This is a genomic window from Mizugakiibacter sp. (genome assembly GCF_039680435.1).
Lineage (GTDB): Bacteria > Pseudomonadota > Gammaproteobacteria > Xanthomonadales > Rhodanobacteraceae > Mizugakiibacter.
In genome coordinates this window covers 1-22,434 of record NZ_JBDKSX010000072.1, presented here as the reverse complement: position 1 = coordinate 22,434, position 22,434 = coordinate 1, and the positions used below count along the sequence as shown (strand labels likewise).

The following is a 22,434-nucleotide window of genomic DNA, read 5'->3' as shown; positions in this document are numbered from 1 at the left end:
GGCCCAAAGGAGCGCGGATTTTGGCTAGTGGCTGCGGTTTCGCGGCCTTGACGCTGTTCTTGACATGGTGAGACGAATCGACCTGAAGACGTGACAACTATGCCGAACCTTATCACCCCTGCAGCGTATTCCCGCCATCGTGGCTGCAGCCGCGAGGCGGTCAGCCAGGCGATCGAGGCCGGTCGGATCTCGACGATCCCAGGCGAAAACGGGCGCAAGATGATCGACCCGGAAGTGGCCGACATCCAGTGGAAGCGGAACACCGACCCGAAGCAGTCCGAGCGGGCCAATGCCTCGAAGCGAAAGAACGAGCCTGCCGGCGGCGGAGACCAGGCCGGAAGCGAATATTGGGAAATCAAGACGCGCCGCGAAAAGGCCGAGGCGATCATGGCCGAGCTCAAGGCCGAGGAGCTGGCCGGCAGCCTGGTGTCGATCGAGCGCGTGCGCACGGCCTCGATGCGGATGTCGCGCATGCTGCGCGATGCGCTGCTGGCGATTCCGCCGAAGGTCTCGCCCACGCTGGCCACCGAGACGGATCCGCACACGATCGAGCTGGCGCTCTCCGACGCCCTGCGGCGCGCGCTGGAAGACATCGCCGGCATGACGGCGAACGACCTCGAGAAGCTGGCCGAGTGAATATGCTCGTCGACGGCTTCCTGGTGTTCGCCGAGGCCTATCAGGCCGGGCTTAAGCCAGACCCCATGCTGCAGGTCGACGCCTGGGCCGACGAGTTCATGCGGATTCCGCCGGGGCCGGCATCCGAGCCGGGCAAGTATCACACCGACCGCACGCCCTACGCCCGCGCGATCATGCAGGCCTTGTCGCCGACGCACCCGGCCAAGCGCGTGGTGGCGAAGATCGCCTCGCAGCTGATGAAGACGCAGGTTGGGCTGAACTGGATCGGCGCGAACATCCACCAGGCGCCGGCCAACATGCTGGTGCTGCTGCCGACCGACAAGCTGGCGAAGCGCGTCTCGTCCCGTATCGAGAAAACGATCCAGGAGGTGCCCGAGCTGCGCGAACGGGTCAGCAAGCCGCGCTCGCGCGATTCGAAGAACACCGTCGACACGAAGGAATTCCAGGGCGGCACGCTCTACATCACGACGGCAGGCTCCGCCGCCAACCTGGCCGAAGTGCCCGCGCGCTACATCTACGGCGACGAGATCGACCGCTGGGAGGTGTCGATCGACGGCGAGGGCAACCCGATCGAGCTCGCCGAGAACCGCTCGACCACGTTCGGCCGCAATGCCAAGTTCTACTACACCAGCAGCCCGACCGAAGAGGGCGCCAGCGCGATCGACGACCTCTTCAAGCAGGGCGACCAGCAGCGCTACTATGTGCCCTGCCCGGCATGCGGCCACATGCACGTGCTCACGGTCGAGCAGCTGCGCTGGAGCGACGACCTCACCGACGCCTGGCTGGTGTGTCCCGCGTGCGCGTTCGAGATCCGCAACCACCACAAGGCCGGCATGCTGCCTGCCGGCGAGTGGCGCGCGCATGCAGCGGGGGATGGCGAGACGGTCAGCTTCGAGCTGTCGGCGTTCTACGCGCCGATCGGCTGGGTCGACTTCGTCGGCCTGGCCAAGCACTACGCCCGCGCCAAGGCCGCCATGGCCAAGGGCGATTTCGAATCCATGCAGGTGTTCTACAACACGCGCCTGGCGCTTACCTGGAGCAACAAGGACGAAGTCGTCAAGGCTGACCAGCTCAGGGCTGCTGCCGAGGATTACCGCCTCGGCATCGTGCCCATGCCGGCGCTGGTGCTGACCGCCGCAGTCGACACCCAGGGCAACCGCCTCGAGATGAAGGTCGTCGGCTGGGGGCCGGGCATGGAGCGCTGGGTCGTCGACATCCATGTCGTCGCCGGCGACCCGCGCGAGCAGGCGACCTGGGACGCCCTCGACAAGCTGCTGCTCGAACCGATCCCGCACGCCGGCGGCCGGCCGATGGTGATCTCGGCCGTGCTGATCGACACCGGCGGCCACGCCACGCAGGAGGTCTACGATTTTTGCCGGCGCCGCCAACGCCGCTTCGTCAACGGCCTAGAGCAGCGCGTGCTGGCGATCAAGGGCGCCAGCAAGCCGGGGCGTCCCGTGATCGGCAGCCGGCCCAGCATGGTCGACATCAACTTCCGAGGCCGCACCGAAAAGCGCGGCGTCATGCTGTGGATGATCGGCACCGACACCGCCAAGGACTGGATCTACAACCGCCTGCTGCTCAACAGCGGGCCCGGCGCGGTCCACTACTCCAAGGATCTTCCCGACGAATACTTCGCGCAGCTCGTCTCCGAGCATAGAAAAACCCGCTACGTGAAAGGCTTCAAGCGCATCGAATGGTTCAAGGACCGGGCCGTCCCTAACGAGCAGTTCGACCTCGAGGTCTACAACCTTGCCGCCGCCCACCACCTCGAGCTGCACAAAAAGCCCGACCTGTGGTGGGACCGCCTGCGCGACCGCCTGTGCCCGCCCACCGGCGACCTGTTCAGCGCGCCGCCCGCCGCACCGGATCCGAAGCCATCGAGTGCGCCCGCGCCTACAGCCAAGCCGGCGCCGCAACCCTCACCGAACCCATTCGCCCGCAACGACTGGAGCAGCCGCCTATGACAGACGATCATGAAATCGACTCCGCCACCTGGTGGCGCGACGAGCTGATTATCGGCATCCAGCTCGCCACCGGCATGAAGGGGGAATTCGCCGAACGCTTCGCCGACTCTCTGCTATGCGTCATGCGCAAGCGCAACGGCGGGCGCGAGATCTATATTCCAGTAATAGACAACACGATCCGTAAAGATGCTCAACAGCGATATGCTAGTATTAAAAAAGAATTTAATGGCAGAAACATGCGTGAATTAATGCGAAAATATAAAGTTAGTAAACGTACCATTTATCGGGCATGTAAAAAATAATTAATAGATAGGAAAAATTTAGTGCTAATGGAAGCGGAATGCGCAGGCTGATGCGCAATCGTTATGAGGGCGAGATGGAGACCACAAGGGTAATCGGCCGATAATTCCTGCCAGGTCAAGCTCATCCATGCCGGAGATCAGTACCGGCCCGCTTCCATTAGTGCTAATAAAATTTAGGCGACAATTACTAAAATAGTGCCAGATTCCGGTAAGAACTGGCACGCCAGCGTGGCTAAAGTCTGGCCATGTCTACCGCTTCCGACCTGCTGGCCAAGTACATCGCTGCCGAGATGGCGATTCTCGACGGTCAATCGTTCCGCATGGGCGAGCGGATCCTCACGATGGCCGACCTCGACGTGGTCCGCCGCGAGCGCGCCAGCCTGGAGCGCCGCGTCCAGGGCGAGACCAATGGCAGCAGCGCGCGCTACCAGGTGGCGGACTTTTCGTCGTGAACCTGTTCGACAAGGCCATCGCCTACCTCAACCCGCAAGCCGGCCTGCGCCGCCTGCAGCTGCGCAAGATCCTCGCCGCCTACGAGGCCGGTACCTCCACCCGCCTGCGCAAGTTCAGCCGCGACAAGAGCAGCGGCAACACGCTCATCAAGGCCTACGCGCCTTCGGTGCGCGACCAGGCGCGCAACCTCGACCGCAACCATGACCTGAGCCGCGGCGCGCTCAACGTGCTGGTGAACAACATCGTCGGCCCGAGCGGCATCGGCGTCGAGCCGCAGCCGCGCCGCAAGACCGACGGCTCGATTCATGAAGACCTGGCCAAGCAGCTGGCCGGCCTGTGGAAAGACTGGTGCCGGTTCCCCGAAGTCACCCAGCAGCTGAGCTGGGCGTCGGTGCAGCGGCTGGCCTGCCGCACCTGGCTGCGCGACGGCGAAACCTTCGCGCAGGAACTGCTCGGCGCCGTCGCCACCCTCGACCACCGCACCAAGGTGCCCTACTCGATCGAGCTGCTCGAGCCCGACATGGTGCCGCACGACCTCAGCGAGTCGGGCCAGATCCAGGGCATCGTCGTCAACGCCTGGGGCCAGAAGATCGCCTACCGCGTCTACAAGGTCCACCCGGGCGACCTCAACGTCTGGCCGCTGACCGGCAACATCCTCACCGGCCAGCTCAAGACCATCCCGGCCGAGCGCATGCTCCACGTGAAGCAATCCGACCGCGTCGGCCAGCTGCGCGGGATCTCGATCTTCGCAAGCGTCATCACCCGGCTCGAGGACATCAAGGACTACGAGGAGTCCGAGCGCATCGCTGCGAAGATCGCCGCCAGCATGGCCGCCTACATCAAGAAGGGCACGCCCGACCTCTACGATGGCGGCAAGGATGCCGACGGCAACCCGATCGCGCGCAGCATGCGATTCCAGCCCGGCATGATCTTCGACGACCTCGCGCCCGGCGAGGAGATCGGCACGATCGACACCAACCGGCCCAACACCAACCTGCAGAGCCACCGCGACGGCCAGCTGCGGGCTGCGTCGGCAGGCTTCAACGCCAGCTATTCCAGCGTCAGCCGCAACTACAACGGCACCTACTCGGCCCAGCGCCAGGAGCTGGTCGAGCAGTGGGTCCACTACCAGGCGATGACCGATCACTTCATCAGCCAGTTCAATCAGCCCGTGTGGGAGCGCTTCGTCGTCATGGCGCGCATGGCCGGCCTGTTGTCGGCCAAGTGGCTGGCAGAGTGCGAGGCCGACAGCATCGATGATGCGCTCTATATCGGCCAGACCATGCCCTGGATCGACCCGCAGAAAGAGATCGCCTCGTATGCGGAAGCCGAGGCGAATACCTACATCAGCGGCCCCGAGATCATCCGCAAGATGGGGCGCAACCCGCAATCGACGCTCGACCAGCAGGCCAAGTGGGTCGCGCAGAAAAAGGCGCAGGGCATCGAGCAGGCCGCGCCGAAGCCGACCGCATCGAACCAGCCTGCTGATCCGAATCAGCCGCAACAAACCAACCAGGGGGCAACCGCATGAAGTGGTATCGAATCAAGGCGCAAGCCAACCAATCCGCCGAGGTGCTGATCTATGGCGACATCGGTGAAAACTGGTGGGGCGACAGCGTCGTCGCCAAGGAATTCATCCAGGAGATCAACGCGCTCGACGTGTCGAACATGGCCGTGCGCATCAACAGCTTCGGCGGATCGGTGTCCGACGGCGTGGCGATTTTCAACGCGCTGCGCCGCCACAAGGCAACCGTCACGACCTCGATCGACGGCGCGGCCTACAGCATCGCCAGCCTGATCGCCATGGCCGGCGACGTCGTCGAGATGGCGGAAAACGCCATGCTGATGGTGCATGCGCCCTGGACCGGCCTGTATGGCAACGCCGTCGACCTGCGCGACGCGGCCGACATGCTGGACAAGATGGCCGAGGCCATGATGTCCAGCTACAACCGCGGCGGGCGCGGCCCGTCGATCGCCGACATCGAGGCGCTGCTCAAGGATGGCCAGGATCACTGGTACACCGCAGCCGAGGCGCTGGATGCGGGATTCATCGATCAGGTCGTCGCAGCCATGCCGATGGCTGCCGCTTTCAAGCAAAACCGTTTTACCCCACCCGCGGCGGCTGCCGCATCAACCAAGGAGCTCCAAATGCCCAAGCCCAATGTCCCGGCGGCCGACCTCACTCAGCCTGCCGCAGCTGTTCAACCCGCCCCGGCGCCCGCACCTGCCGCGCCGGCTGTTTCCCAGGAAACGGCTGATGCCCTGGCGAATTTCAACGCCCAGGCCGCCGCCGAGGAGGCGCTTGCCAAGGAGCACCTGCGCCGCAGCGAGATCCGCGCCGTGTTCGCGCCGTTCACCAAGACGCCCGGCGTCGAGGCCACGATGAACCAGTACCTCGATAATCCCAAGATCAGCGTCGAGGCCGCCCGTGCCAACCTGCTGGCGACGCTCGGCCGCAACGCCGAGCCGCTTGGGGGCGGCCTGGTGATGACGGTCGAGGACGAGGGCGACAAGTTCCGCATGGCGGTGGGTTCCGGCCTGCTGATCCGTGCCGGCCTGGTGACCAACGACACCACCAACGAATACCGCGGCTACAGCCTGCTCGAGCTGGCCCGCGCGCAGCTGCGCCGTGCCAACGTCTCCACCAAGGGCATGGACAAGATGAGCGTCGTAGCCGCCGCCTTCACCCACAGCTCGAGCGACTTCGGCAACATCCTCGCCGACGTGGCCAACAAGGCCATGCTCAAGGGCTACATGGAAGCCGACGAGACCTTCCAGATGTGGACCAGCGCCGGCACGCTGCCCGACTTCAAGACCGCCAAGCGCGTCGACCTCAACACCTTCCCGGCCCTGCCCGTGGTCAAGGAAGGCGCCGAATACAAGTACGTCAACGTCGGCGACCGCGGCGAGACCATCGCCCTGGCCACCTACGGCAGCCTGTTCAGCATCACCCGCCAGGCCATCATCAACGACGACCTGAACGCCTTCACCCGCGTGCCCAACAAGATGGGCCGCGCCGCGATCCGCACGGTCGGCAACCTGGTGTATGCCATCCTGACCGGCAACCCGAACATGAGCGACGGCGTCGCGCTGTTCGATGCCGGTCACAGCAACCTGGTCGGCACCGGCACCGTGCTGTCGTCGGCTGCGGTCGACGCGCTCGGCGCCATGATGGCCAAGCAGAAGGACGCCACCGGCAACACGCTCAACATCAACATGGCCTACCTGATCGTGCCGCGCGTGCTCAAGGGGCTGGCGATGCAGATCGCCAATTCCGAGTTCGAGGTCGGCGCCAGCACCTCGACCAAGAACAACACCGTGCCCAACCAGGTGCGCGGCGCATTCGAAGTCATCGCCGACGCGCGGCTGGACGGCGACTCGCTCACCGCGTGGTACGGCGCCGCCTCGCCGGTCAACAACGACACGATCGAAGTCGCCTACCTCGACGGCAACCAGGCGCCCACGCTCGAGCAGCAGGGCGGCTGGGACGTCGACGGCGTCGAGTTCAAGGTCCGCATCGACGCCGGCGTCAGCCCGCTCGACTTCCGCGGCCTGGCGAAGAACCCCGGCGCATAACGGATGAATGAACACGGGGGCTGCGGCCCCCTCAACTGAGCGAAAGGATCCACCATGAAGAACTACATCCAGGACGGCGACGTCCTCACCCTCACCCCCGGCGCCGCCGTCGCAAGCGGCACCGGCTACCTGTTCGGCGCGGCCCTGTTCGGCGTCGCCGTGACCGACGTCGCCAACGGCGTGCCCGGCGCATTCCAGACCGAGGGCGTGATCGAGATCGCCAAGACCTCGGCCCTGGCGATCTCCGTCGGAGACCGCCTCTATTGGGACGCCACCAACAAGGTCGTGAACAAGACCGCAACCGCGCAGGAATGCGTCGGCGTCGCCGTCGAGGCCGCCGGCAACCCATCCAGCACGGTGAAGATGAAGCTCGGCGCCTACCTGGCAACGGCCGCTTAATCGAGCGGGTTTTTTCGGCGGGCTGGCAACGGCCCGCCCTGAAAGCGATCAACGGGGCGAGACAATGACGATCAAATTCAGCCAGGACGTGAACAATGTCGGAGGCGTGAACTACACCTCCGGGCAGACAGCCACGCTCAACGCGCAAACGGAATACCGGCTGGTGGGGTTGAACCTGGCGGCATGGGTGGGGTCGCCGCCGTATATTCAGGAGCCTGGGATTGGTGGGGGGAATGTGAATGCCGTCACTGGCCCCAATGGCGAGGTGAGCTTGCAGGCTGGAGGGGAAATTATCCCCGCAATTCAGCGCGGAAGTACCATTGGCAAATCCAATCAGGAACCGTTCCTGAATCACGCCACATCTACATACAACTTCCTCGGGTACGACGACGTGGATGGCGTTGCGTGGATCAACGACGCCACGGGCGGACTGCTACGGCAGGGTGTCACGAGCGATGCATGGCAGACGCAGGGCGGCGTTACATGGTCGTCGGGCAAGGGATTTCCGGCGAACGTGACCTATGCCAACGTCTCGAAGATGCTGCGGTTCAATGGCAAGATATACATGCTCGCGCTCGACGGCTCGGATTCGCTGCGCAAAATCTGGAGATGCGACCCGGCGACCGGGAACACGGCATTTACGTGGTCTGGACCGCTGCTTGCGTTCGCAGCCAACGCCACGAGCCTGTTCACTGGATTCGCGGCGGATGGCAACTATATCTACGCCTGCGAATACACGCAGCAGGCGAGCTTCACGCCGAAGGTCTACCGATCTGCGGACGGCGTGACGTGGGAAACCATCATCGACGAGAGCGTGGCCGGAGTCGTGCGTCACTTCCACTGCATCGCGCCCGATCCCTACAACCCCGGACATGTCTGGCTCACCTGCGGCGACGGCATCGCGAAGACGGTCCAGCGTTCGACCGACTACGGAACGACGTGGGATGTGGTCATCGCGAGTTCCGTTTGGCAGGCTGTCGAGATTTCGTTCACTCAGGATCACGTCTACTTCGCTGGTGACTCGCAGTACGGCATCGTCTATCGGATGGACAGGAATACGCTGACGGCGCGATGGGTCACGCCAGCCCTGCTCAAGAACATCCCGGTGCTGAATCCTGCTGCGCTTACCGACAGCTACTACTACAACGCATGGTATGGGGCAGTCGATCCCTCCACAGGCGATTACTATGCCTCGGCGAATGATGCTTCCGCAGGTGGAAATACGGCTGGACTGTTCATCGTGCGCCCCGGACAGGCACCCGTGCTGTGCAAGAAGTTCAGCGAGATCAATTCTCCTGTTGTCATCGCTGGTGGCGTGCTGTGGGTTGGGAAATATCGAAAAGTTCTTAATTCGTATGCCTGACTACAACCCGCTTCGGCGGGTTTCTCTTTTTGAAATAGTGCCAGCTTTCGGGAAGAACTGGCACGCCGGCATGGCTAGAGTCATGCCATGTCTACCCCGTCCTTCGCCACCCTCGAGCGCCGCCTGGCTTCATCCGTCACGGCGGCGTTTTGCAATCGAATGCTCGTCAAGGGCGGCGTCCAGTTCAAGGCCGTGATCGACCGCGCCGTGCTGCAGGTCGGCGAATATTCGCTGACCGCGAGCCGGCAGGACCAGCTGAGCGTCGTCATCGCCGATGCGCCGGCGCTGGCGGTCGGCGACACGGTCGCCATGGATCCGGCCTACTACACCAGCGCCGAGCTGGCTGCCGAGCCGAAGACCAGCTGGATCATCGATCGCAAGGAAAGCGACGACGGCCTCGTCGCGCAATGGTGGCTGCGGTGAGCCAGGCGCTGACCAAGCTGTCGAGCCTGGTGCCGCGCCTGCAGGCGATCAAGAAGGCCAACGGCTACAACACCGACGCCGGCACCACGGTGCTGTTCGGGCCGATCCCGCGCTCCGACGCCGACGCGCTGCCGATCATCCGCCTGCACTGGCCGTCTGCCGATCCCGAATCCGCGCTGGTGAACGTGCCGCACAACAAGGTGCGCGTGAACTTCGTCGTCGAGGGCGAGGGCGCCTGCGCGCCTGTCGATTTCCTCACGTCCTGCGACGCGATCGCGTCCGACATCAAGCGCGCCGTGTTCGGAGACATCGAGCGGAACCTGCAGGGGCTCGCAATGGATGTCCGCTTCGACGGCCAGGAGTTCACCGTGCCGGACCCGGGCACCGCCGCCTACCTGGTGCGCATCGCCGGCTCGTTCACCTTCGTCGACCACTTCAACGCGCCATAGCGCACACAGGAGAAAACCATGTCCCAGATCGCAGACGCATCCTACATCGGCAAGGGCGAGATCTTCGTCGGCCCCTACGCCGGCGGTGCCGCCATGGTGTCGGTCGGCAACTGCTCCGAGCTGACCTTCAACCACGGCACCGAAAAGAAAAAGCTGCTCGACTACACCAGCGCGGGCGGCGGCAATGCCAACTCGCTCGAGCGCATCACCGAGGTGACGACCAACATCAAGGCGCACGACGTGAACGCCGCCAACCTCGCGCTCGGCGCGCTGGGTGCCACGTCCAAGGTCACCGCCGGCGCGGTCACCGCCGAGGCGCACCCCACCTACAAGAGCGGCCTGGTGCCGTTCACCTACGTGCCGGATACCACGCAGACCATCACCGTCAAGGATGCGAGTACCGGCACCACGACCTACGTCGCTGGCACCGACTACATCGTCACCGGCGCCGGCATCTACATCCTGCCCGGCAGCACCATCGCCGACTCGGTTGCGGGCGCCGCCACGATCAAGGTCGACTACACGAAGAAGGCCGTGGACGTGCTGGAAGCCATGGTCAACACCGGCCTCGAATACAAGCTGATGTTCGTCGGCCTCAACGAGGCGCAGTCCGGCAAGCAGGTCATCGTCACCATGCACCGCTTCAAGCCGGGCGCCGCGCAGAACGTGGCCTACATCGGCGACGACTACGCCGCGCTCGACCTGCCGGGCGAGGCGCTGTCCGATTCGGCGATCACCGGCACGGGGCTTTCCAAGTTCTACAAGGTGCAATTCGCCTGATGACCGCATGAGCCGGGGCCGGGTGGCGGCCCCGTAACGACGATGTGCACGAGGGAAGGCGGGGCATGACGGGCGATGAGATGGAAGGGCTTAGGCAGGCGGTTTCAGGCGGCTGGCATCACTGGCTTCCATTCGGCGCCCTGTTCGCCAAGCAGGCCATCCCGCCCAACCGCCCCCTCGCCACCCGCATCGTCGAACAGATCATCGTCGGCATCGTCGCCGGCGGCGGCTCGGCCTACAGCATCAACGACGTGATGAACGCGCGGCAGGAAGAGCAGATCAAGTACATCGCGCAGATTCAGTTGATGCAGAACCAGGCGCTGTCAGACGAGATCCGCGACAGCGAACGCCGCGTCACCGCGCAGATCGCCGAACTGAGGGCGCGGCAGTTGAAATGAACCTCGCCGCCCGGGCCCGGGGCCGGATCATCCACCAGTCTTTCGACGTGACGATGATCCCGCCGCAGGGCGGCGAGCTGGGTGACACCGACGCAGCGTGGGACATCGGACAGGGCCTCATGCGCGAGGCCATGGCGCTGCTCAAGGCGGCGGCCGAGAAGGAGGGATTCGAAGTGCAGATCGAAGTCATGCAGGTGGTCTACTGATGCAGCTCGCCTGGGGCGCCCGCGTCTCCGAGGCATTCCGCCAGCGCGTGCTGGCGATCTGCGACACCTTCGGGTGGAGCGACGCGCACGCGAGCTGGCTCATGGCCTGCATGCATTTCGAGAGCGGCGGCACCTTCTCGCCCGCGGTAGCCAACGCCGCCGGCTCCGGCGCCGTCGGCCTGATCCAGTTCATGCCGCGCACGGCAGAAGGCCTCGGCACCCGCACCGCCCAGCTTGGCGGCATGACGGCCGTCGAGCAGCTCGACTACGTCGAGAAATACTTCCGCCCCTACGCCCGCCGCATCGCCAGCCTGTCCGACATGTACATGGCCATCCTGCTGCCGCGCGCGATCGGAGACCACGAAGACGCCGCGCTGTTCAGCGATGGCGCGGCCTATCGCCAGAACGCCGCGCTCGATCGCAACACCGACGGCAAGATCACCAAGGCCGAAGCCACCTACCGCGTGCAGACCTCGCTCGACATGGGCCTGCGTCCAGAAAACATCGCCGAGGTCACCCGCCCCGGCACCACCCAACACACCGAGGAGCCCGCCATGGATCCGCTCTCCACATCCATCGTCACCACCGCCATCCCCGCGCTGTGGAGTGCCATCCCCGAGATCGCCGCCATCTTCAAGAAGCCCGACGTCGCGGCCCGCAACGTCGAGGCCGTGCAGAAGGTCGGCCAGATCCTCATCGACTCCACCGCCGCCGCCAACGCGCAGGATGCCATCACCAAGGTGCAGACCGACAAGGCCGCCGCCACGGCCGCCAACGACGCCCTGCGCCTGAACCGCGCCGACCTGATGGACATGCTCGAGCGCACCGCCGCCATCGAGGACAAGCGCGTGGCCGACGCCCGCGTCTTCAACGTCGGCGAGCCTCTGCTAATCGACACGCCCTGGATCAAGGCCAAGTTCGTGCACATCGTCTCCATCCTGCTGATCCTGTTCGGCGGCATCGCGGCCGGCTACGTCATCGGCACGAGCAACGACAAGAGCGAGCGCGCCATGGCGCTCCAAACGCTGCTCGTCGTCGGCTTTGCCGGCGTCGCCACCTTCTGGCTGGGGTCGAGCCGGTCCAGCCAGGTGAAGGACGAGGTCAGGGGCGTCAAGTGATGCCATTCACCGACGACGCCAACACCCTCGTCACGCAGTTCCTCGACGACCGGAGCGAGTTTCCGTTCGTCACGCTCGCGCCGCTGTCGTACTTCAGCCCGCTCACCGGCGAAACCTACACCGTGCCGCGCTATTTCCGCACCGACGGCGCCTCGGTGCCGGTCGCCATCGCCGCGCTGCCGGTCATCGGCCCGGCGCTGCTGCAGCGCTACTTCGGCCATGGCGTATTCCACGGCTTCAAGCAGGGCGTGCTGCACGACTACCTGCGCCGCAAGCGCGAAGACGGCACCACGCCCGTGCCGGCCGCCACCGCGCACGCCATCTTCCGCGAAGCGCTGCTCGACGCCGGCTATCCGACCGACATGGTCGAAAACTATTTCGCGGCCGTGAAGGCTTTCAACTCGGACTGATCCATGGCCAACCCCATCGCATCCATCATCCTGACCGCGGTCGACAAGACCAAGGCGGCGTTCGCCTCGGTCAAGCACCAGTTCGACAAGCTCAAGGAACAGGCCGGCGAGCTGGCCACCCAGATTGCTGGCATTTTCGGTATCGGACTGACCGCCGATGCGTTCATCGAAACGATGAAAGGCGCCATCGAGCAGATGGATGCGGCCGGAAAGTCGGCGCAGAAGATCGGCACCAGCGTCGAGAATTTCAGCGCGCTGACCTACGCGGCCAAGCAGTCAGACGTCCCGGTTGAAGCACTGGAAAAGAGCCTTGTCAAGCTCGCGCGTACGGCGGACGATGCCAAGTCTGGCCTCGCCACCGCGCTTGATCCGTTTCAGCGTCTCAGGATCGACCCCAAGCAATTTACGGATCCCGCCGAGCTGCTGCTGGCCATCTCCGAGCGGTTCGCGGCGATGCCGGATGGCGTCGATAAGGCCGCGCTCTCCGTGCAGCTGTTCGGGAAGTCGGGGGCAGACCTGATCCCGCTGCTCAACGAGGGACGCGACGGTATCCGCGAGTTGACCGACGAGGCGAAGCAGCTCGGCGTCGTGTTCGACGACCAGGCCGCCAAGGCGGCCGAGACCTTCAACGACAATCTGGACAAGCTGAAGACCTCCGGAAAGGGCTTCGCCATCTCGGTGTCGAACGACATGCTGCCCGGCATGATCGCGCTGACCAACAGCATGGCGGAAGCTGCGAAGAAAGGCGGCATCGCCTCCGCGCTGTTCGCCGGGCTCAAGTTCGTCAACCCGTTCAGCGATTTCCTGACCAACGATAGCCTAGACCCGATCTACCGGCTGTCCGAGGCCGAAAAGCAGCTGCAGGAGCTGCGCGCGGATGGGTTCGACGAAGATAACAAGCGCATCCAGCAGCTCAAAACCTACATTCCGCTGATTCGGGTGCTCGCCGATGCAGAGCGGCAGGCCGGGGAGGCGAAGAAGGAAGCGAACAAGCAATCCGAATACTCGGCGGAAAACCGCAAGGCCGAGACCGAGGCATTCAAGAAGGCGACCAACGAGCAGATCGCCGACGCGGAGCGCCTGAAGTCGGCCATCCAGAGTGCATTCGAGGGGGCGACCCGCGCCGAGGAAGACTATCTGCGCCAGGCCAAGAAACTGCGCGACGAGGCCAACGGTACAACGCCGGTGGCGGGCGACGTGCAGAGCCAGGCCTCGGCCCAGCTCGATGCGATCACGCGCGCCATGAAGCTGCAGCGCGAGGCTGGCACGGCCAGCCTACAGAGCGTGCAGGATCAGTCCGCCGCGCTGCAGCAACTGGCCGGGCAACTCGACGACCAGGCGCTCAAGAGCGACCTAATCAAGCAGGCCAAGCTGGCCGAGGCAACCGCGTTTGAAAAGGCTGCGGCTGATGAGAAGCAACGCTACACGGACCTGGGAAAAATCCAGGACGATAACCTGCTGGGAATCCAGCACCTGAAGGGTGCGCTCGACGGAATCGGAAAGGAGGTTTCCGTCGAGATCAAGCTCGGGAAGGGCACCGAGGACACGCTCGCATCGCTCCGGGAGATGCGTGACGTTATCAATCAGATCAACGCCACGCCAATTACGCTCAAGCAGGGCGCGAGCGGCACTGACATCGCCTCTGCCCTGCGCACCGAAGCGGCCAAATACGGGAGACGCCCATGAGCCTGCCCGCTCTCAAGATCGCAGGCATCGAAATCCCGCAGGACGTGTGGCCGATGCGGCAATCGTATTCAAAAGTGAACGGCGGCTCCACGCCGCACCGCATGATGAACGGCGCGGCGCTCAAGCAGCAGCACTGGCGCAAGCTGTCGACCACGATCCAGGGCGAGGGCTGGGCGCCGCCGGCGCTGGCCGGGGTGGATTGGTCGGTGCCGGTCGAGATCCAGTGCGTGCAGCCGCGCTCGATTCACAGTGCGACGACCTCTGCCACGCTGCCGGCCGCGCGCCGCAGCGATCTGGCCGTGAACGTGTGGGCGACCGCGCTCGTCAACGGTCGCGTCGTCGATACGCCGGTGTCGGTCGTGGGCGACGTGGCCACGGCGACGACGGTCGCGGGCGCGAGCGCCTACCAGTTCTACTACTACCCCAAGCTCATGTTCTACAGCGACGGCCCCACTGAGGACCTCGACATGGAACGCGCGGCCTATCCCTGGCAGCTCACGGCGGAGGAGGTCTAAGTGTCGTTCCCGGTAAACGACAGCTGGGTGAAGGTCGCCCATAACGGCACGGTATTTTGCGCGATTGCCAATGGTGGTGGCAGTTCGGCGAATGCCGCGACGTCGACGGACGGCCTCATCTGGACGCTGCGGACCTTGCCGGTCGCGGCGAATTGGTACGGGATAGCCTGGAACGGTACGGTATTCTGCGCCGTCGCGAGCGGAACCGTGGCGGCCACGAGCCCTGACGGCATCACCTGGACGCAACGCACGCTTCCGGCATCGGCTACCTGGTCAAGCATCACATGGAATGGCACCGTTTTCTGCGCGGTCGCATGGGGAAGCACGAACTGCGCGACGAGCCCGGACGGCATCACCTGGACCCTCGGCACGCTTCCCAGCGCGGTCAACTGGTCAGACGTCGCATGGAACGGCAGCGTCTTCTGCGCGATCGCCAGCGGGACCACGACGTGCGCGACATCCGCGGACGGCATCACCTGGACATCGCGAAGTATCGGCTATAGCGCACTGTGGACGGCGATCGCGGCCGGATCGTCAGGATTCATCGCGATCTCGCAGAGCAACGATGCGGCACGCTACAGCGCCGATGGCGTGACGTGGTATGCGAGAACGATGCCGGTCTCGGCGAACTGGATGGATATCGCCTGGGATGGCACGCAATTTGCGGCTATCGCCTATGGCAGCGCGATCGCGGCGACGCTCACTCCGAATGGCATGACGATCACGCAGCAGAATGTCGGATCGTCGCAGAGCTGGAAGGGAATCTGCTGGGGCAATTCGAGATTCTGCGCCGTGTCGTCCGGGACGCTATCGGCCACCAGCGCGGACGGTGTGACGTGGATTACCGCGATTCCGGCCGTGACGGGAACACCGATCGCCTACACCGAGCTGACGATCGCGGACTCGAACGCGGTTACGGCGCCGACGCTGCTGACGGTCGAATGGCCCACGGGCGTGCCGGCCGCGCCGACGCGCCTGGACATGGTCGGCAGCGGCGCGCCGTCCGCGCCGACGGTGCTGGCGGTGCTGTCTTCGACAGACATGCCGATCTGGCGCGCGCGCTGCCTGATCGACGGGGTCGACGTGTCCGCGCGCCTGGAAGGTCAGATCGTGGTCGATGCCAGCGAGGGCGCAGCGCGAATCGCCACGGTCAGGATCGTTCCGCCGAGCGGGGCGGTGTCGCCGCTCGACTACGTCGGCAAGACCATCAGCCTGGATTATGTTCGCGTCGCCGGCGGCACGGAGCTGCCGCAGAGACTCTTCACCGGCCGCATCGATACGCCGTCCTATGATCCGGACACGACGCAGCTCGAGCTCCAGTGCCTGGACGATCTGCAGAACCGTGTGGCGGCGCTCGATCGTGCGGTGATCGACGGGCTCGTCGGCGGCCGCTATACGCCCGCGGTGCAGGGCGAGATCCTGGATAACTGGGACTACGCCGTCGCACGCCTCTCGACGGTCGCGGCGAGCCTCGACGCGGATGCGTCTGGAGGCATCCGGGTGACGGCGTGGCAGAGCGCAAACGTGTGGGCCACCCTTGGCGAATCCCAGCTGTTGTACCAGCGCACGCGCGTCGTCTATCCGCAGCGTTCGACGCTGGTGAATCGCGTCAATATCAGCTTCGACTATCGCTACCCGCGACTGCGGCAGCGCAACACGGTGATCGGATGGAGCGGAACGCAGATCGACATGGCGCCATCCGGCTGGGCGTACCCGACGCAGCAGGACTTCCTCGGCGCGGCCGGCGGCTCCGGATGGCAGGTCGTGCAGGGGGTGTTCTATCCGGCGCCGGCGGCGATTCCGCATGCCTCGGGCGGCTACATCTATCCCGCGGAGGGCAGCATCGACATGGCGATCCTGCACATGGCGCAGCGCCACAGCCAGACCGTGACGGAGAGCTATGCGATCGAGGTGGCGGCGCCCGAGTCGATCACGCTCAACGGCGAGCTCGCCCATGAGATCCGCGGTGCGTTGGCCAGCAGCTTCGACGGCACGGCATGGGAAGCCGCGCTCGACGTGGCGCCGCTGATGGATGGCGGCGGCGAGCAGGATTACGCGCCCGATGCCCCGCGCAGCGCGTCGGACGAGGCGATCAACACCCTGCTCGACCAGGCGAAGGTCAAGATTCTGGGCAGCCATCGCGGCGCGCGCGTCACCAACGCCATCTTGTGCGACCCCGACCTTGACCTCGACAAGCACATCGCCATCTCCACGACCGCGCTCGACGCGACTGGAAAGGTCGTGCGCGTCGTTCACACGCTCGACCTCGAAGCCGGGTCCGCGCTGAGCGAATTCGACCTGGCGTGCTTCGGCATCGGCGGGGCCGGAATCATCACGCCGAGCACGCTGACGCCGCCCGCACCGCCGGCTTCGGCCGTCGAGACGCAGGACTGGGCGGCGGAAGCGCCCTCGCTGACGGTCAACACGTTCGGCATCACGCCCTATTCCGATGCGCTGATGGGGCTCCTGCTCAATCCGCCGCAGAGCATCGTCGTCGACAACATTCCGAATGTGGGGAGCAAGAGCTTTCCGAACCCGTACTACACCGCCGGGAGCTATCCCGTGCAGGGATTCAGGGTGGCGATGCCTGGCGTGTCGGATGCAGACCGCAATCCCGTGACCAAGAGCGTCGCCCAAAGCTATCAGGTCGTCATCCCGGCCGACACGCTGCAATTCAATGTGCCATAAGGAACCGCCATGACCATCAGCTTCTCATTCTTTCACGACGCCGCGCTGACGCAGGAAATCACCGCGCTCAATCCGCTGACCGCCACGCAGAACACCAGCGGAGGCCTGGGTCCGGTCGACAAGGTGATCTACTTCGGATCGCCGTCGACGGCGACCCCGGGAACGAAGGCGCAGGACGCATCGAATCCGGGCGTGACGGCAATCCAGGTGAATGTCGTCGATGCCGCATCCGGCAGCGGCGCGCCGGCCACCGAATTCAAGCTGGCGCTCTCGTCCGGCGGACTCGCCACGGCGGTTGCAGGCGACCCGCTCACCCTGTCGACCGCGGTCAACAGCGGCGTCGCCAACGCCGTGCCGATCTACACCAGGCGCACGTCGGCGCTCACCGTCGCCGGGTCCTATACCGACGTCTCGCTGCAGACGCAGACCCTTCAGGAAACCGCGATCTGACCATGCTGAATGACCTCAATCGCCTGGTGTCGCGCCCGGCTCAAGAAAACCGGCTCGACCCTGCGGACACGCCGCCGCCGATCCGCTCCAGGACCGGCATCGAGCGTAAGCAGGCCGCCGAAGTTCAGGCGGAGGAAGTCACCGCGAAGTCGACCGACGGCCTGTTCACCTTCGTCGTCATGGTGGTCAAGACCTGATGGCGCTGCCTGACATCAAGGGCGTCGGCATCCTGGCCGGATTCACGCTTTGGGGGTGGCCCTGGCATGGCCTGTGCACCAGCGGCGTGATCGCCGCCGCCGGCGGCAATACCAAGACCATCCCCACGCCCACGCACGGCTCCGCCTGGCTGTATGACCTCGGGCTCCCCGCCATCGTCCGCACGCCCGATGAAATCGCGGCCGATACCGCGCTCGGCCACGAGTGGCGAAATTACGCGATGATCTCGGGCGGCGTGATCTACGGCACCCAGCTCGGCGCCGACAAGTTCATCCATGTCGACGAGGACGGCAAGCGCTGGCTCATCTCCCTGGCGTTCTCATTCCCGAACGAATCCTCGCAGCAGGTGCGCGTGACGCTCTCCATCATCGAATTCGGCCGCTTCGAACTCGTCACCGACCCGCCCGCCGCCGCGCCCACTCCGGTGGTCATCGTCGAGGACGTGCAGTGCACCTACTTCACCTACGCCTCATACGGCTATACCTACAGCATTTCGAGCGCCCTTCTCGAAGATGTATGGACCAACGGCAGCCGCGTTCTCGTGAGCGTTTCCCGAGTGGCATACAGCTCGCCAGGCGTCCCGTCGGTGCGCGACATTTTTTCGCTGGTCGAGCTGTCGATCACCGGGAAGGGCGGTGCAGATGGATCTGGGCTCGTCGTTTCGTCGGTCGAGGTGATGAAGGACGTGGAGCTTTCGCAAGGCCAGCCGAGCAATGATTCGGCATTTTCGTTTCCATCGCAAACAGGGGATATTTCATACACCTGCGGATCTCCTGAGATAACGGTCGCTTGGGGAACCCCAGGTCGATATTGGGACCCTGACGCGTCTCTCGAATACGACAACAACAACTTCGACACCTATACTTATGCACGCTACGCCTACTACAACAGCGCCGGTGCTCCAAAGGCAGCACGCATCAAGAAGGAATACCACGGGAAAATGAGCTATATAACGACCGCGTACAGCGAAAGCGGTTCTGTGATTTATTCCGATACGCTTTGCCCGGGGTCGAGCGGTTTTCAATGGGTGACTAACGCAGCCTGCTATGCGACGACGACTTGCCAAAAGGAATATGAATTCGGCATCTACCTCCTGGAAAACGATGTCGAAATCGACTCACTGAAGCTGCACCAGGTAGCGACAATCACGCAGGAATTCGCGCTGCACGACGCGCCCTATGCAGGATACGGTTATCCGGTGTGCGGAGACTACATCACCTGCGACATATGGGATGGCACTGGCTGGGCTACAAAACTTCCAGCGCCAAGGACTCTCTATCAAAAATCGGAAACGGTGAGCTGGTCGGCGCCATCATGGGGTGGAAGCCTCGCATCTTCGCTTTCCCTTCCACCGCCGCCTGACATGTCGACTGGAGGATGGAGCAGAAGCAGCCTTCCGCTCAACGTCGACGCTATAGCCGATGCCTGGCGCAGCGCATCGAACACCTCAGGGTATGGATCAATCACCGGATCGGTCGATCTCGGCATTCAAAGAATCGAGGCGAAAGCCGCGGCATTCTTTAAGCCTGGCACCACGCGGGCATATGGAAGCGTCCTGACGCCATCTGGAATCAAAAGCACCTCTCTCACCCCGGCCGGAGATCTCTATTTCGCATGGCAGAGAAAAACCGGGGACTTCAGCTTCTCGACAAGCCCGATCTGCTACGTCTAGCCGATCCGGCGCGCGATGTCGGCCGCGGTCGGGTTGTAATAGGTCATCGCCCGCTTCGGGTCCTTCCATCCGAACATCTTGCACAGATCAAGCACGTTGATGCGATGCGCCAGCCAGGTCGCGGCCGTGTGGCGCGTGTCGTGGAAGGTGAAGCCATCGAGCCCGGCATTCCTGCGAGCGCGCCGGAAGAGTGCGTCGAGCGTCGGCGCGCTCACGCCGAACACCTTCACCGCATCGAATCCGCGCATGCGCTCGATCAGGCGGCGCGCCTTGGGCGTCAGCGGCACGTCGCGCGCCACCGTCTTGGTCACCGGCAGATTGCAGTGGTGCGCGTGCACCTGGCGCCATTCAAGCCCGCAGATCTCGCCCGCCCGCATCCCCGTGCGCAGCGCGAGCAGAAAGGCGATCGCCACCGCCTGGGTGATGGATCGCGGCGGCCGCCGCGGTGTGTGGCCAAGCGCGCGCAGCATCGCATGCGCCTCCGCCCGGGTGATGATCCGCTCGCGGTGCGCCGGCGCCGGCGGCTTGCGCACGTCCGCCACCGGGTTCGCCGCCACCCAGCGCCACTCCCGCCGCGCCGTCTCGAACACCGCCGAAAGGATCCCGAATTCCCGCAGCACCGTGCCGGCCTGCACCTCGCGCTGGCGTGCAGCACGCCAGGCGTTGAAGTCATCCGGCTCGATCCGGCCGATTGGCTTGTCGAGCGGCAGCATGCCCTGCGCCAGCATCGACTCGATGCGCAACGTCTCCCAGCGCCGCCCGCGCTTCGTCGGCGTCACCTCGTCGCGGTAGCGCTCGAGCGCATCGCGCAGCGATCGCGTCTCGCCGGCCGGCTTGGACGCCGCCTCGCGCAGCTCGGATTCGCGGGCGGCTCCCCACGCCGCCGCCTCGCGCCTGGTGCGAAAACACTGCGAATCCCGAACCCCGCGCACATACACCTGCGCGCGCCAGCCCTTCGCCGTCTGCGTGATCGAAGCCATCTGGGGAGCCTCCCGCGTAATTTTTGGGGAGAGACAGTTTAATTTTTATCGTTTTGTGAATCAAAGAACTTTCCGGCCATGCGGAAAGTCTCTTGATTTTTATGGGTTTTGCCGATCAAAAGCAAAACCGTTTAAATAGGGTGGTGCCGGCGATCGGCACCGGAAACTCCGTGTTTTATCGGGTTTCCGGCACGCCTGGGGAATTTTTGGGGATCAGTTCGTCGCGGAACGGGCCGCCAGCAGCTCGTCGATCTGCCCGATGGGGATCAAGCCGGCGCCGTTGAGCTTCAGTTTGCCAGATTTCACGAGCTTGCTCACGGTGGGTGCCGACAGGTCGAGCATCTTGGCCGCCTGGCGCTGGGTGACGTGTGGCGGGCGGGGATGGCTCTCGGCGTAGAGCTGCACGGCCTTGGTGGCGATTTCGAGGGGGCTGTTCATGCTGTGATCCGGTCGAGCGGGCTGGTTGCGCCGCAGGCTCCGCGGTTGATGACGTGCGTGTAGATCATGGTGGTGGAGACGTCGGAGTGGCCGAGCAGTTCCTGCACGGTGCGGATGTCGCTACCCGTTTCGAGAAGGTGGGTGGCGAAGCTATGCCGCAGGGTGTGCGGATGGACAATCTTGTGGATGCGCGCCTCACGCGCTGCGATTTTTACCGCACGCTGGATATTTCGCTCGCTCCAGTGGTGGCGGCGCACGCTTCCGGTGCGCGGATCGGTGCTATATCCGGGCGCAGCGAACACGTATTGCCACGCCCATTCCGATGCCGCGCGCGGGTATTTGCGCGCGATCGCGTCTGGCATTTCGACGTCGGCATGGCCGGTGGCGAGGTCGATGTTGTGCCAGCGGAGGCGCTCTTCGATGTGCACGATCAGATCGTCGACGAGGCTGGCCGGCAGCATGGTCACGCGATCCTTGTTGCCTTTCCCTTCGCGAATGGTGATGAGACGGCGGGCAAGATCAATGTCCTTGACGCGCAGGCGCAGGCATTCCTTGATGCGCATGCCGGTGCCGTAGAGCAGCTTGATGATGAGGCCGTTGGTGCCGCTGACGTGCGCCAGCAGGGCGGCGATTTCCTGCTGCGTGAGAACGCTCGGCAGGCGCTTCGATGCCTTGGCGCGGGTGATGCCGTCGAGCCATGGCAGGTCGACGTGCAGCACGTCTCGGTAGAGGAACAGGACGGCGTGGAGCGCCTGATTCTGCGTGCTGGCCGAGACGTTTCGCTCGGTGGCCAGCGCGGACAGGAAGGCCTCGACCTCAGGCGCGCCCATGTCGGCCGGATGGCGCTTGCCGTGGAAGAGGATGAAGCGCTTGGCCCACTGCAGGTAGTTCTTCTCGGTCGCGAGGCTGTAGTGCCTTGTGCGAATGGCCGCGCGCATCTGCTCCAGCAGCTTCGGCTTCTGCTGGTTGTCGCTTAACGCTTGTGGCGTTGTCGCGTTTGGTTTTTCGAGAGTGAGCATTGGCGCGGCCCTCCGTTGTTGGCGGTCGAGTTAACCGACATCGGGTGTCGGAGAATTTGAGTTCGGCGTCACACCTGCACCGCGACCACGTTCTTGCCTTCCAGCGGGTTCGGCTGTGCCTTATAGCACTCAAGCATCGCTGCACGGTCGGACGCCGTTGGCTCCGGCAGCGCGTACTCCCCGGTGTGCGTGGTGTCATATTCGCCGTCCCAAAAACGCGGGTCTGTTACGTGCTCGCGCAGCCACGGCTCAACTGCTCGCGCCGCTCTCGGCAGCATGTGGGTCATCAG

Annotated in this window: 25 protein-coding genes; 21 read left to right on the top strand and 4 right to left on the bottom strand. The window is 64.5% G+C overall.

From position 1 onward, the window contains the following. Positions 1-99 precede the first annotated feature (99 nt). The 21 genes from ABFC67_RS07520 (at position 100) to ABFC67_RS07420 (ending at position 19,707) form a co-directional block, all read left to right on the top strand. Positions 100-636 carry a hypothetical protein gene (locus tag ABFC67_RS07520; protein WP_346737374.1) on the top strand — a complete coding sequence of 179 codons (537 nt, stop codon included), beginning with the start codon at positions 100-102 and terminating at the stop codon, positions 634-636. A gap of 2 nt (positions 637-638) precedes the next feature. Next, the gene (locus tag ABFC67_RS07515; RefSeq protein WP_346737376.1) at positions 639-2,603 is read left to right on the top strand and encodes a phage terminase large subunit family protein; all 1,965 of its coding nucleotides are present in this window, start codon (positions 639-641) and stop codon (positions 2,601-2,603) included. Beyond that, positions 2,600-2,905, top strand: a complete 306-nt coding sequence (locus tag ABFC67_RS07510; RefSeq protein WP_346737373.1) for a Mor transcription activator family protein — start codon at positions 2,600-2,602, stop codon at positions 2,903-2,905. The genes ABFC67_RS07515 and ABFC67_RS07510 overlap by 4 nt, the downstream gene beginning before the upstream one ends. 245 nt (positions 2,906-3,150) lie before the next feature. Next, the gene (locus tag ABFC67_RS07505; protein WP_346737372.1) at positions 3,151-3,357 is read left to right on the top strand and encodes a primosomal replication protein PriB/PriC domain protein; all 207 of its coding nucleotides are present in this window, start codon (positions 3,151-3,153) and stop codon (positions 3,355-3,357) included. Further along, positions 3,354-4,889 carry a phage portal protein gene (locus tag ABFC67_RS07500; RefSeq protein WP_346737371.1) on the top strand — a complete coding sequence of 512 codons (1,536 nt, stop codon included), beginning with the start codon at positions 3,354-3,356 and terminating at the stop codon, positions 4,887-4,889. The genes ABFC67_RS07505 and ABFC67_RS07500 overlap by 4 nt, the downstream gene beginning before the upstream one ends. Beyond that, complete coding sequence (locus ABFC67_RS07495) at positions 4,886-6,934, top strand: ClpP-like prohead protease/major capsid protein fusion protein (RefSeq protein ID WP_346737370.1); 2,049 nt, start codon at positions 4,886-4,888, stop codon at positions 6,932-6,934. Before ABFC67_RS07500 ends, ABFC67_RS07495 begins: the two co-directional genes overlap by 4 nt. A 54-nt stretch (positions 6,935-6,988) precedes the next feature. Then, entirely contained in the window at positions 6,989-7,333 is a 345-nt protein-coding gene (locus ABFC67_RS07490; RefSeq protein WP_346737369.1) for a DUF2190 family protein, read from the top strand. A 64-nt stretch (positions 7,334-7,397) separates the two neighbouring features. Continuing rightward, a complete protein-coding gene (locus tag ABFC67_RS07485) occupies positions 7,398-8,696 on the top strand; it encodes a hypothetical protein (protein WP_346737368.1) in 1,299 nt (432 codons plus the stop codon). A gap of 87 nt (positions 8,697-8,783) precedes the next feature. Beyond that, positions 8,784-9,119, top strand: a complete 336-nt coding sequence (locus ABFC67_RS07480) for a hypothetical protein (protein WP_346737367.1) — start codon at positions 8,784-8,786, stop codon at positions 9,117-9,119. After that, the gene (locus ABFC67_RS07475; RefSeq protein ID WP_346737366.1) at positions 9,116-9,568 is read left to right on the top strand and encodes a hypothetical protein; all 453 of its coding nucleotides are present in this window, start codon (positions 9,116-9,118) and stop codon (positions 9,566-9,568) included. The genes ABFC67_RS07480 and ABFC67_RS07475 overlap by 4 nt, the downstream gene beginning before the upstream one ends. Positions 9,569-9,586: 18 nt before the next feature. Beyond that, entirely contained in the window at positions 9,587-10,348 is a 762-nt protein-coding gene (locus ABFC67_RS07470; RefSeq protein WP_346737365.1) for a hypothetical protein, read from the top strand. Positions 10,349-10,413: 65 nt separating this feature from the next. Further along, positions 10,414-10,746, top strand: coding sequence for a hypothetical protein (locus tag ABFC67_RS07465; protein ID WP_346737364.1), 333 nt, complete (start codon positions 10,414-10,416; stop codon positions 10,744-10,746). Continuing rightward, complete coding sequence (locus tag ABFC67_RS07460) at positions 10,743-10,952, top strand: hypothetical protein (protein ID WP_346737363.1); 210 nt, start codon at positions 10,743-10,745, stop codon at positions 10,950-10,952. The genes ABFC67_RS07465 and ABFC67_RS07460 overlap by 4 nt, the downstream gene beginning before the upstream one ends. Continuing rightward, positions 10,952-12,070 (top strand): hypothetical protein, encoded by a 1,119-nt coding sequence (locus ABFC67_RS07455; protein ID WP_346737362.1) that lies wholly within the window; start codon positions 10,952-10,954, stop codon positions 12,068-12,070. Before ABFC67_RS07460 ends, ABFC67_RS07455 begins: the two co-directional genes overlap by 1 nt. Continuing rightward, entirely contained in the window at positions 12,070-12,480 is a 411-nt protein-coding gene (locus ABFC67_RS07450; RefSeq protein WP_346737361.1) for a DUF1353 domain-containing protein, read from the top strand. The genes ABFC67_RS07455 and ABFC67_RS07450 overlap by 1 nt, the downstream gene beginning before the upstream one ends. A 3-nt stretch (positions 12,481-12,483) precedes the next feature. Next, positions 12,484-14,166: a hypothetical protein gene (locus ABFC67_RS07445; RefSeq protein ID WP_346737360.1), complete on the top strand. Its 1,683-nt coding sequence runs from the start codon at positions 12,484-12,486 to the stop codon at positions 14,164-14,166. Beyond that, positions 14,163-14,681: a hypothetical protein gene (locus ABFC67_RS07440; protein ID WP_346737359.1), complete on the top strand. Its 519-nt coding sequence runs from the start codon at positions 14,163-14,165 to the stop codon at positions 14,679-14,681. The genes ABFC67_RS07445 and ABFC67_RS07440 overlap by 4 nt, the downstream gene beginning before the upstream one ends. Continuing rightward, entirely contained in the window at positions 14,682-17,369 is a 2,688-nt protein-coding gene (locus ABFC67_RS07435) for a hypothetical protein (protein ID WP_346737358.1), read from the top strand. A gap of 9 nt (positions 17,370-17,378) precedes the next feature. Then, a complete protein-coding gene (locus tag ABFC67_RS07430; RefSeq protein ID WP_346737357.1) occupies positions 17,379-17,819 on the top strand; it encodes a hypothetical protein in 441 nt (146 codons plus the stop codon). A 2-nt stretch (positions 17,820-17,821) separates the two neighbouring features. Next, entirely contained in the window at positions 17,822-18,016 is a 195-nt protein-coding gene (locus ABFC67_RS07425) for a hypothetical protein (RefSeq protein WP_346737356.1), read from the top strand. Next, the gene (locus ABFC67_RS07420; RefSeq protein ID WP_346737355.1) at positions 18,016-19,707 is read left to right on the top strand and encodes a hypothetical protein; all 1,692 of its coding nucleotides are present in this window, start codon (positions 18,016-18,018) and stop codon (positions 19,705-19,707) included. Before ABFC67_RS07425 ends, ABFC67_RS07420 begins: the two co-directional genes overlap by 1 nt. Here ABFC67_RS07420 and ABFC67_RS07415 read toward each other — a convergent pair. From ABFC67_RS07415 to ABFC67_RS07400, 4 genes are all read right to left on the bottom strand, one after another. Next, positions 19,704-20,687 (bottom strand): site-specific integrase, encoded by a 984-nt coding sequence (locus ABFC67_RS07415; RefSeq protein ID WP_346737354.1) that lies wholly within the window; start codon positions 20,685-20,687, stop codon positions 19,704-19,706. The genes ABFC67_RS07420 and ABFC67_RS07415 overlap by 4 nt on opposite strands. Before the next feature lie 213 nt (positions 20,688-20,900). Next, positions 20,901-21,125 carry a helix-turn-helix domain-containing protein gene (locus ABFC67_RS07410; protein ID WP_346737353.1) on the bottom strand — a complete coding sequence of 75 codons (225 nt, stop codon included), beginning with the start codon at positions 21,123-21,125 and terminating at the stop codon, positions 20,901-20,903. Then, entirely contained in the window at positions 21,122-22,063 is a 942-nt protein-coding gene (locus ABFC67_RS07405; protein ID WP_346737375.1) for an integron integrase, read from the bottom strand. Before ABFC67_RS07405 ends, ABFC67_RS07410 begins: the two co-directional genes overlap by 4 nt. Before the next feature lie 149 nt (positions 22,064-22,212). After that, positions 22,213-22,434, bottom strand: a 222-nt coding sequence (locus ABFC67_RS07400) for a hypothetical protein (protein ID WP_346737352.1), incomplete at its 5' end; no start/stop codon positions are given.

Bases quoted from the DNA above. Each gene is read 5' to 3' on its own strand.
- ABFC67_RS07455 (WP_346737362.1), top strand. From the start codon at position 10,952: ATGCAGCTCGCCTGGGGCGCCCGCGTCTCCGAGGCATTCCGCCAGCGC.
- ABFC67_RS07405 (WP_346737375.1), bottom strand. From the start codon at position 22,063: ATGCGCGCGGCCATTCGCACAAGGCACTACAGCCTCGCGACCGAGAAG.
- ABFC67_RS07450 (WP_346737361.1), top strand. From the start codon at position 12,070: ATGCCATTCACCGACGACGCCAACACCCTCGTCACGCAGTTCCTCGAC.
- ABFC67_RS07470 (WP_346737365.1), top strand. From the start codon at position 9,587: ATGTCCCAGATCGCAGACGCATCCTACATCGGCAAGGGCGAGATCTTC.
- ABFC67_RS07515 (WP_346737376.1), top strand. From the start codon at position 639: ATGCTCGTCGACGGCTTCCTGGTGTTCGCCGAGGCCTATCAGGCCGGG.
- ABFC67_RS07490 (WP_346737369.1), top strand. From the start codon at position 6,989: ATGAAGAACTACATCCAGGACGGCGACGTCCTCACCCTCACCCCCGGC.
- ABFC67_RS07510 (WP_346737373.1), top strand. From the start codon at position 2,600: ATGACAGACGATCATGAAATCGACTCCGCCACCTGGTGGCGCGACGAG.
- ABFC67_RS07505 (WP_346737372.1), top strand. From the start codon at position 3,151: ATGTCTACCGCTTCCGACCTGCTGGCCAAGTACATCGCTGCCGAGATG.
- ABFC67_RS07460 (WP_346737363.1), top strand. From the start codon at position 10,743: ATGAACCTCGCCGCCCGGGCCCGGGGCCGGATCATCCACCAGTCTTTC.
- ABFC67_RS07420 (WP_346737355.1), top strand. From the start codon at position 18,016: ATGGCGCTGCCTGACATCAAGGGCGTCGGCATCCTGGCCGGATTCACG.
- ABFC67_RS07485 (WP_346737368.1), top strand. From the start codon at position 7,398: ATGACGATCAAATTCAGCCAGGACGTGAACAATGTCGGAGGCGTGAAC.
- ABFC67_RS07425 (WP_346737356.1), top strand. From the start codon at position 17,822: ATGCTGAATGACCTCAATCGCCTGGTGTCGCGCCCGGCTCAAGAAAAC.
- ABFC67_RS07415 (WP_346737354.1), bottom strand. From the start codon at position 20,687: ATGGCTTCGATCACGCAGACGGCGAAGGGCTGGCGCGCGCAGGTGTAT.
- ABFC67_RS07410 (WP_346737353.1), bottom strand. From the start codon at position 21,125: ATGAACAGCCCCCTCGAAATCGCCACCAAGGCCGTGCAGCTCTACGCC.
- ABFC67_RS07430 (WP_346737357.1), top strand. From the start codon at position 17,379: ATGACCATCAGCTTCTCATTCTTTCACGACGCCGCGCTGACGCAGGAA.
- ABFC67_RS07445 (WP_346737360.1), top strand. From the start codon at position 12,484: ATGGCCAACCCCATCGCATCCATCATCCTGACCGCGGTCGACAAGACC.
- ABFC67_RS07465 (WP_346737364.1), top strand. From the start codon at position 10,414: ATGACGGGCGATGAGATGGAAGGGCTTAGGCAGGCGGTTTCAGGCGGC.
- ABFC67_RS07440 (WP_346737359.1), top strand. From the start codon at position 14,163: ATGAGCCTGCCCGCTCTCAAGATCGCAGGCATCGAAATCCCGCAGGAC.
- ABFC67_RS07520 (WP_346737374.1), top strand. From the start codon at position 100: ATGCCGAACCTTATCACCCCTGCAGCGTATTCCCGCCATCGTGGCTGC.
- ABFC67_RS07495 (WP_346737370.1), top strand. From the start codon at position 4,886: ATGAAGTGGTATCGAATCAAGGCGCAAGCCAACCAATCCGCCGAGGTG.
- ABFC67_RS07480 (WP_346737367.1), top strand. From the start codon at position 8,784: ATGTCTACCCCGTCCTTCGCCACCCTCGAGCGCCGCCTGGCTTCATCC.